5 protein-coding genes are annotated in these 8,398 nt (G+C 51.7%); 2 read left to right on the top strand and 3 right to left on the bottom strand.

Features of this window, described 5'->3' with window-relative positions; genetic code table 11:
* Positions 1-213 precede the first annotated feature (213 nt).
* Positions 214-507, top strand: coding sequence for a hypothetical protein (locus tag G5221_RS08080; protein WP_266134273.1), 294 nt, complete (start codon positions 214-216; stop codon positions 505-507).
* Here the strand turns inward: G5221_RS08080 and G5221_RS08075 are convergent.
* A complete protein-coding gene (locus G5221_RS08075; RefSeq protein ID WP_421263061.1) occupies positions 478-3,936 on the bottom strand; it encodes a transporter substrate-binding domain-containing protein in 3,459 nt (1,152 codons plus the stop codon). The two genes, G5221_RS08080 and G5221_RS08075, sit on opposite strands and share 30 nt — an antisense overlap.
* Before the next feature lie 121 nt (positions 3,937-4,057).
* On the opposite strand from G5221_RS08075, the gene G5221_RS08070 reads away from it, so the two are divergent.
* Positions 4,058-4,696 (top strand): response regulator, encoded by a 639-nt coding sequence (locus G5221_RS08070; protein ID WP_266134275.1) that lies wholly within the window; start codon positions 4,058-4,060, stop codon positions 4,694-4,696.
* A 96-nt stretch (positions 4,697-4,792) separates the two neighbouring features.
* Here the strand turns inward: G5221_RS08070 and G5221_RS08065 are convergent, their stop codons facing one another.
* Together G5221_RS08065 and G5221_RS08060 are read right to left on the bottom strand one after the other, a co-directional pair.
* Entirely contained in the window at positions 4,793-6,061 is a 1,269-nt protein-coding gene (locus G5221_RS08065) for a hypothetical protein (protein WP_266134276.1), read from the bottom strand.
* Positions 6,013-8,373, bottom strand: a complete 2,361-nt coding sequence (locus tag G5221_RS08060) for a TcfC E-set like domain-containing protein (protein WP_421263060.1) — start codon at positions 8,371-8,373, stop codon at positions 6,013-6,015. Before G5221_RS08060 ends, G5221_RS08065 begins: the two co-directional genes overlap by 49 nt.
* Positions 8,374-8,398 lie beyond the last annotated feature (25 nt).

Here is an 8,398-nt window from a genome sequence, read left to right as displayed (position 1 = left end):
CCCGAGCGGCCAAAGGGATCAGACTGTAAATCTGACGGCTCTGCCTTCGAAGGTTCGAATCCTTCTCCCTCCACCATCATTCAGAAAGCCCGGCCTTGCGCCGGGTTTTCGCTTTCTTGCCCACTCACACTTTCCGCCCTTGTCAGATCTGACAGTTGCAATTGCATCCCACCTTGCTCATCGTGGCATCATCAACATCAGAGTGTTCACATCATGTTTGAAGTCTGGGATGAGCATGGCCACGCAACAGGTCTGACACTGCAGGCACTCAAAATCAGAATCAGCAACGACTATCAGGGCGATCTGATGGTGCGCTACAGCAACAAGCTGGGACTCCCCACGACTCTTTTTCTGACGGTTCACAAGGGAGTGGCCTACCAGCGCTTTAAAGCGGGCTCGCCAAGACTGGACTGGGAGTGGCTGGCTGGGGCTGGTAATGGCCATACACCCCGCGATTTTATGAGTGAGCAGTTCCCCTTATTTCAGCTCTCCCTCGACAACAACTGACTCTTCATACCGTTCGCTTAACCCCCTCAGCTCCCCGATGATTTGCTGTAATTGGGCACGAAATCCGGTCAGCTCATCAGCACAAGATGAGGACCCGAGCTGGCGGATCTTCTCTTCCAGTCGCCATGCCTCTTCAGCCAGCTGCGGCGCCATCATCATGCTGATGGTCCCCGCCTGACGATGCACCCAATTCGCCAGTGCCTTGTCATCCTGTGGCTGCTGCACCATCGCTTGCTCAAGCTCCTGGCGAAATAGCGGAAACATCTGCCGTAACTTGTCACCTTGGCCAAAAAATGCCTCCATGGCCGCGACATCAATCAAGGATGGCGATGGCAGGATACACCACTTTTGCAGCATCTGACGCAAACCATCCAGCAGCACCGGCTTGCCCAGCAAATCATCCATGCCGGCGGCAAAGCAGCGTTCAGCCTGCTCAGGCATGGCATTGGCCGTCATGGCAATGATCAGCAAGCGCTTCTTATCCTCCCCAGCCCGTACCCTGCGCGTGAACTCATAGCCATCCATCACCGGCATCTGACAGTCACAGAGCACCAGATCATAGGGATACTGCGCGACCATCTCGAGGGCTTGCTGGCCGTGCTCAGCCAGCTCGCAGTTCAGCTTGAGCTGCCCGAGCTGGCGTATCACCAGCTGCTGGTTAAGGGGATTATCTTCCACCAGCAGTATCCGACAGGGCAGCATGGACCCACGCGCAGCGCTATTGGGCATCAATTGTGAGGCGGTCTCATCGCTCAAGACCAGCTGGCGATAGCAGACTTCCCGCACTGCATGCCAGGTCATGGGATTGCTGTTGAGAATGTAACCCTTCTCATCACTGCGATAGCCAAGAGGGGTTGCCAGCGGCAGCACCCGGATAACGCCCTCAGCCGCCAGGTCATGGTCACTGAAACGCAACTGAGCATTATCAGGGGGCGACGTTCGCGTGACTCCCAGAGCGTCAAGATGCAGTAACAGGGTGTGACACAGCTTATCGTCATGCAGTTCAATGCTGGCTTGCAGGCCATTGAGACGGAGATCCGGCTCTCGCAGTACCAGAACAGGCAACGTGACTGTCAAGGTGATAAAAGTGCCGAGCCCCGGGGCACTCTCCAGCCGGATCTCGCCCCCCATCAAGGTGGCCAGGGTCTGGCAGATACTCAGCCCCAAGCCAGTACCACCATAACTGCGGGTGGTAGAGCTCTCCGCCTGCTCAAAGGCATTGAAGATCCGGCCAAGCGCTTCGGGTGTCATGCCGATACCGCTGTCGCGCACGCCGAAGCGCAATTGCTGTTGCCCCTCCCCCTGTGCCAGCAGTTGCACCGAAATCTCGATAAAGCCCCGCTCGGTAAATTTGATGGCATTGCTGACAAAGTTGAAGAGGATCTGACGCAAACGCAACGCATCGCCGCTTACTCTGGCGGCAACACCAGCATCTGCCCAGAGGTAGACACGCAGCCCCTTGCTGTGTACCTCGCTCAGCGTCATGGTCAACACACTGTCGATCAGCTCACGGAGGAGAAACGGGGTTTGCTCGAGCTGCATCTTGCCTGCCTCCAGCTTGGCATAGTCGAGCACATTGTCGATCAGTGCATGCAGTCCCAGGGCACCGCGGTTGATGATCTCGACCATCTGGCGCTGATCCTGAGTCAGCTCGGTGAAGGTGAGCTGCTCCGCCATGCCGACGATACCATTCATGGGGGTGCGAATTTCGTGGCTCATGGTGGCCAGAAACTCCCCTTTCATGGTCGCCGCCGATTCCGCCCGCTCTTTCGCTCTGGCCAGTGCCAGCTCCACCTGCCGGCGCCTGGTAATTTCCTGACGAAGGCGCCAATACGCAATGCAGATAACCAGTATAAAGAGGGTTATACCCGACCCCAGCGGGATAAGTGTGCGCATCAGTTGCTGCCATGACACCCCCTCGCTGTAGTTCAATGCCAACCAAGTATTGCGGATCTGCCGTCGCTCCTTGTCGCTCATGCTGGCCAGCACCCGATTGACCAAAGGCAAGAGAGGGGTATAGGGCTCACGTACCGCTACCACCAGCTCATCCTTGAAGGGCGAAGGAGCCGCAATATTAAGCTGGTCTTCAAACTGATCCGCAATGAGTCGCGAGACTACCACCAGGTTGCCGATATAGGCATCCCCCTCACCAGCCGCAACTGCCGCCAACCCTTCACTGGCGTTGCTTGTCACCTTAATCGTCACATCCGGCAACAGCGCCTTGATCTGTGGAATTAACATGCCGTCGGTCAATAGCAGTCGCTTGCCTGTCAGGTCCGTGATATCTCCTATGGTGGGCGCACCGCTTGCCGTCACCAATACCATGGGAAATGATGCGAAAGGCTGGCTGGCATGCCACCCCATCAACCTGTCGATGATGCGGGTTGGCAGCACAACAAGATCGACATCATGATGCAGCAACTGTTGTTGAAGATCAGGCCAGCTCTGAACCGGAACCCTGCTGTAAGCCAAGCCAAGCTTCTCTTGCAGCAGCGCCAGATAGTCAACTACCATTCCAACCAGATTGCCATCCCTGTCACGATAGTAGAAAGGAATCCAATTGGGGCTCAATCCCAACTTCAATGGTGGCAGAGCCGACAACCATGCTCGCTCATCAGGGCGCAGCAAAAAATTACTGTGCCCCATAAAGTTGGGGACCAGGTTCTCCCCCAACCAGCGCTTCTCAAGCTCGCTGCGGGTCTCGACCGTCAACGCCTGAATGGCAGTATTAAGCTGGGTAGAAAGCGTTTGATTCTGGCTGGCAACAGCAAGATGAAGGGTCTCCATCAACAGGGGAGACTGTGCAACAACCGCCAGCGCAGGGTGACGCTTGATAAACAGATTGGCTACATACAGATTGCCGATATAGGCATCCGCGCGCCCTTGCTCCACCGCCTGCAGTGCGCTGTGAGTATCTACGAAGAGCCGCGGTGTGACCTTCGGATAGTGCAGCTTGACCAGCGTCTCGGTCATAAAGCCCTTTTCGATGGCTATGCTCGCAGACTGTAACCGGCTCACGTCGCGAAAGAGGGCGCTGTCCTGACGCACAACTACCACGGTCGGTGAGGTGTAATAGGGCAAACTGTAGGTGACACATGGGCGTTCCCCAGCATTAAAAGCATCGAGCAAGAGATCAATCTTGCCACGGCAAATATCCGCATACATGGCATCCCAGTCAGGGTAGGCATGCCAGGCAATCCGGTAATCCAGTTTTTTAGCTAATTGCTCCATTAATTCCACGCTGAATCCAGCGGCAACCTTACCATCCCATCGCTGAAATGGAGCCCATCCTCCTGCTAATATACCGACTTCAATAGTGGCAACCTCAGGCGGCTCAGAAGCCTGTAATACAGGGGTAAAGAATAAAGAAAATCCAACAATAATGGTAATTTGACTGAGCAATGACTTTATTGAGCAACATATCGACATAGTGGTTTACATATTTTTACAAATCAGTGTATGCATATAAAAAACAGGGATCGTACGGTAGTATATCAATGTCAGATTTGATAGCCTTAATTTTACTAATCGCATCAATAGAGACTCATTTATGACCTTCAGAATTATACTTTCCGATGATCATCCATTGATTTTAGCTGGTATCCGTAGCCTGATTGAAAAAATAACCCCACGCTGTGATGTCGTAGCAGAGGCATATAGGGTTTCTGATTTGTATATTTTATTAAGGCAACAGCCATGTGACTTGCTGATAACGGATTTCAGCATGCCGGGTGATAGTCGCAGTGATGGCCTCGTAATGGTACAGCAATTACGCAGAGAGTATCCCAATTTGGCGATCATTGTACTGACACAACTCCACAACAATGCAATATTACAGGCTCTGCTTCAATGTGGGATTAGTGGCCTGATATTAAAAAAATCTGTTATCACTGAGTTATCAGAAGCCATTCGCCAAGTGCTGCTTGGCCACACTTATATAGGTAAGTCTGTTAAAACCCTGCTGACTGAGGCCGGCATATCTCGTCACACCGATCTCACCCCGCTTACACCAAAAGAGAGCGAGGTAGTGCGTTTGCTGGCCAGTGGCATGTCGGTCACCCAGGTAGCAGAACACTTGAATCGCAGTGTGAAGACCATCAGTACACAGAAAAAGAGTGCCATGATGCGACTAGGCTTGCAAAGCGATAGTGAACTTTTTAAGTATGCCAATGAGTATGGGTTATGTTAACATTGCATTGAGATCCATAGGTGAATCAACAGTTACAAACTATATATCCAGTAGCCTATTAAAATCCAAAATACAATGTTGTCATTTACCATATAATTAAATAAGAACATCAATCATAATGGTTATGTCACCTTTATAACGACTCCCAGGACGTTTCATCATCTCACTCAATTGCCACCCAGTTATTTCAAACTTGAATGGTCTTTCCTCACCAGATAAAACTGTATGTCCACTGAAATTCTCATGTTTACTCGCATATATTGGCCACAACCTTCGATTAATTCCTGTTGCATATACGCGAACAATTGCTGAATGATTTTTTTCATTTTTAATCATGCAATCATCCCCTACTTGATTTAAATATTGACATTTCACTTTCACATTATACTTTGCTGAAGTCCATATTCTGGCTGATAGTGTAGCCTCCAATTTTTCTGGAACACCACGGTTATTTCTATGTATCCAGTCGTGCCATCCCCTCGGGGGTTGTAACTCTACTCGATTTCCATTTATCGGGAACATGATTTTGAACTGATGATTAACCACAAGAGCAATATTTATTAAAAGAACATTATCAGAATAAATTCCATTACCCAGACTGATATCGCCATCTTTGCCAATAGATAATTCAATACTACCTTTATATTTACCGTTAGGAATGTTAATAGGAGATGGAGGTTTTATTGCAAAACCGAATAAAACCTTCTTGACCACCCCACTTGATAACACAGAGGCTTTTGTATGACATCTGTTTCCAGCAGAACCTTGCCATAATACCATCCACTCACTCGTACTTTTCCCGCCCTCCATGTATTTATCAATCTGATTACATCCTCCAATTATATTTGACAGCTTATTGTTAAAAAATTGCCTGCCGATATCAGGGTCAACATTCGTACTATAATGAATACCTATGGTTTTTGGTAGAAAAGATACCGTGTATTTATCACCATTCTCTGAAGTTAGTACCACATTTCTTTTCCTCGGTATTTCCAGATAAGTAAATGCATCCTTCGGATCTGAAAATCTTTCCTTGGTCGTACGTAGCATATCCATACTGATAGGGAAAAATAAATTATCTAGGGGGAGTACACCACTCACACAATTGTAATTAAGCATTCCTGATGCACCTTGACTACATTTTGTGGTGCTATTAAAGGAATCACCATTAATGTCGTATGACTGTGGTGTATACTCGGCTGTCACTTCGATAGTTTTTGCAGAAACATTCAACGACAATAATAACAATGTTATTGCAATACAGACGCAAATAAACGTGTCACCACCTAGATAAAAATGACAGTTTTTAAGATTCATTATTTTGTTAATGCCTGATTCTGATTGGCCATTTGCCACGATGAACATGTCAACTCTCCTAGCATGATAATATCCATTTCTTCCATGCGCTCCTTGTCGCCCATCGAACGCCAGCAATAGAGAGTGCCATTTTGTTCCACACTAAACTCCGGCTGTAGCCGACTCGACTCCAGAGCAAAAAAACCGTCGTTTTCAGTAAATGTCCGTCCAATGGGGTTGCTGACCATGGCGCCACGCAGCGGCCGGTTCTGCTCATCAAGCAAACGACCAATCACTGTGACTGTGCTCACCGCATTCACTTGCCCATAACCAACCCCACCACGATTTAGGTGATAGGGAAGCACACTGGGTTTGATGGTGAGTGGTGTCCCTTCGTGGTCGGCCATCTCCAATTGCAAGGAGCCACTTTGCAAGGCTGGTACAGAGACCAGATGGCGACCGGGCCCCAATGTCTGCACCCCACCACTATCGTTACTGACCCTAATACGCGCCGCCTCGTCATCGGCGTCGATATCGAGGATCATCGCTGCCTCATTACCCATGCCGATCATATCGCGGGAACCGAGAGCGACCTCTCCTGCCCGCCCCAGTGCCACCGTGCTTTCCAGATTGATTCCACCTGTCACCTCACCGTTATAGGAGGAGTGCTGAGCATAAAGATCCCCTCCCAGCCAGGGTGCCGCGAAGCGGCCATAGCCGGACAGACCAGTACCATAACTATCATGCATGCTGCCGACTCTCACCTGGCTAAGCGGTCCCCACTCCACCTGCTGTTGATAGTTGAGATTGGCGCTGCGCTGAGCGCCGCCTGAACGGGAGGTATTACTGCCCAGCCCCAGCGACAGCTGTCTATCATCAGCCCCCCCAAGGTTGACGGTCAGACTCAGGGTACTACCGCGATCCCGCTGCTGCGCCGTACTCTCACTGCCAGGACGATCGAACAAAGTCACCCCCCAAGTCACCCAGCGTCCCCACAATCTGTCGCTGTAGTGCCATCCGAGATCGGCGCCATTGCCGCGACCGGACTGGTGAGAAAAATAGATACCGAGGGAGCCCCACTTCTCCAACGATTGCTGCAACGACAGGCTGGAGGTGGTGCTAGTCTCACCCTGCTTGCGCAAGTTGCGCGAATGGCTGGCCACCAGACTACTGTTACCATGCCAGTAGATCCCCTGCAGATCGTAACCCCACCCCATATCGATACTCTGGTTGACAGAGGCAAAGCCATGGAACTGGCTGCTAGCCTGCCAGTCGAGCGAAATGGCGTTCTGAACCCGTCTGTCCACATACTGGCTACCCGCTCCCACCACCAACGAAGGAAGCAGCAGATGGTTAACGGCAATGCCACCACTGGCCCCTTCCAGATCACTCTCCCCCTGCCGTTCCAACCAGCGGGTCTGACGCCCAGCGAACAGGTTAAATCGCCACGGTTCCTCCGGCGTCTGCCAGTTGGAAGGTTTGTAGACCATCTCGCGCCAACGGCGGCTCTCTTGGCCATCCTCCAGCAGCCGCAGCTCCACCTCATAGATGCCACCAGGGAGCGAGCGGGTATCGAGCGCCTGCAGGCCAGCAATCACCGGCTGCGACTGGATAAGGTTGCCATCACGATAGATCTCCACCATGCCGGGCCGTGCTGGCGCGACCTGGATCGGAGCCAAGCTGGGCACTCCGCGCTCTCGACGCAACAGATCCGAACTACCCCACATAACCCCGAGTACTGTGGGCGTTGCACCACTGTAGTAGTTCGGCTGTCGCACCAATCCTTGCGCTGTGGGAAAGAAGAAACCAAGGCGATAAAAATTGGCCTCATGGAGCCGTTCTCCATAGACCTGAGCTATCCCCAGATCAGTTGGCCCACCCTCTTGCCAGGTGGCATCCCCCTCCATAAAAGGGGTCCACTGTCCCCAGCTTCCCTCCAACTGCAGGTTGTAGTGTCCATTGCGCTGGCTGCCCTGCACCAGGTTCAGCTGGTTCTGGACAAGCAACCCCTTGCTCTCCTGGGGCAAAACCATAAAGCGCTGATCCCGCGCCTCCCGCTCCACCTGAGAAGTCAGCACCGAGAGCTGGGACTCTTCCAGGCTGTATTGCAGTCCCAAGATTCCTTCTTGGCAGCCTCGGCCACACTCACCGAGCGGTATTTTTTTTCCCAGCCTGCTCAACCAGCGTTCACGCGCCCCCTCGTCAAAATCGCTATCCTGCACATCCACCAGAGATAACAGTTGTACCGAGTTATCCCGCCCCAGCAGCACTTCACCATCCCCCAGCAACCGGCCGTCGACGGTAACACGCACCATCAGAGGCACACCAAAAAAGTGCTCTTCAAATCCCTCCGGTAATTGCTGTGCCTGTTTCAACAGCAATACAGGATCTCCTGCCAACACCAAC

The sequence above is a fragment of the Aeromonas sp. 602200 genome (genome assembly GCF_049173895.1).
GTDB classification, from domain to species: domain Bacteria; phylum Pseudomonadota; class Gammaproteobacteria; order Enterobacterales; family Aeromonadaceae; genus Aeromonas; species Aeromonas veronii_A.
Note: the sequence above shows the minus strand (reverse complement) of the source record. Positions and strands in the feature narration are given on the sequence as shown.

What these genes read in the sequence shown, in the direction of transcription:
- G5221_RS08075 (WP_421263061.1), bottom strand. Translation starts at nt 3,936, where the DNA reads ATGTCGATATGTTGCTCAATAAAGTCATTGCTCAGTCAAATTACCATT.
- G5221_RS08070 (WP_266134275.1), top strand. Translation starts at nt 4,058, where the DNA reads ATGACCTTCAGAATTATACTTTCCGATGATCATCCATTGATTTTAGCT.
- G5221_RS08065 (WP_266134276.1), bottom strand. Translation starts at nt 6,061, where the DNA reads ATGTTCATCGTGGCAAATGGCCAATCAGAATCAGGCATTAACAAAATA.
- G5221_RS08080 (WP_266134273.1), top strand. Translation starts at nt 214, where the DNA reads ATGTTTGAAGTCTGGGATGAGCATGGCCACGCAACAGGTCTGACACTG.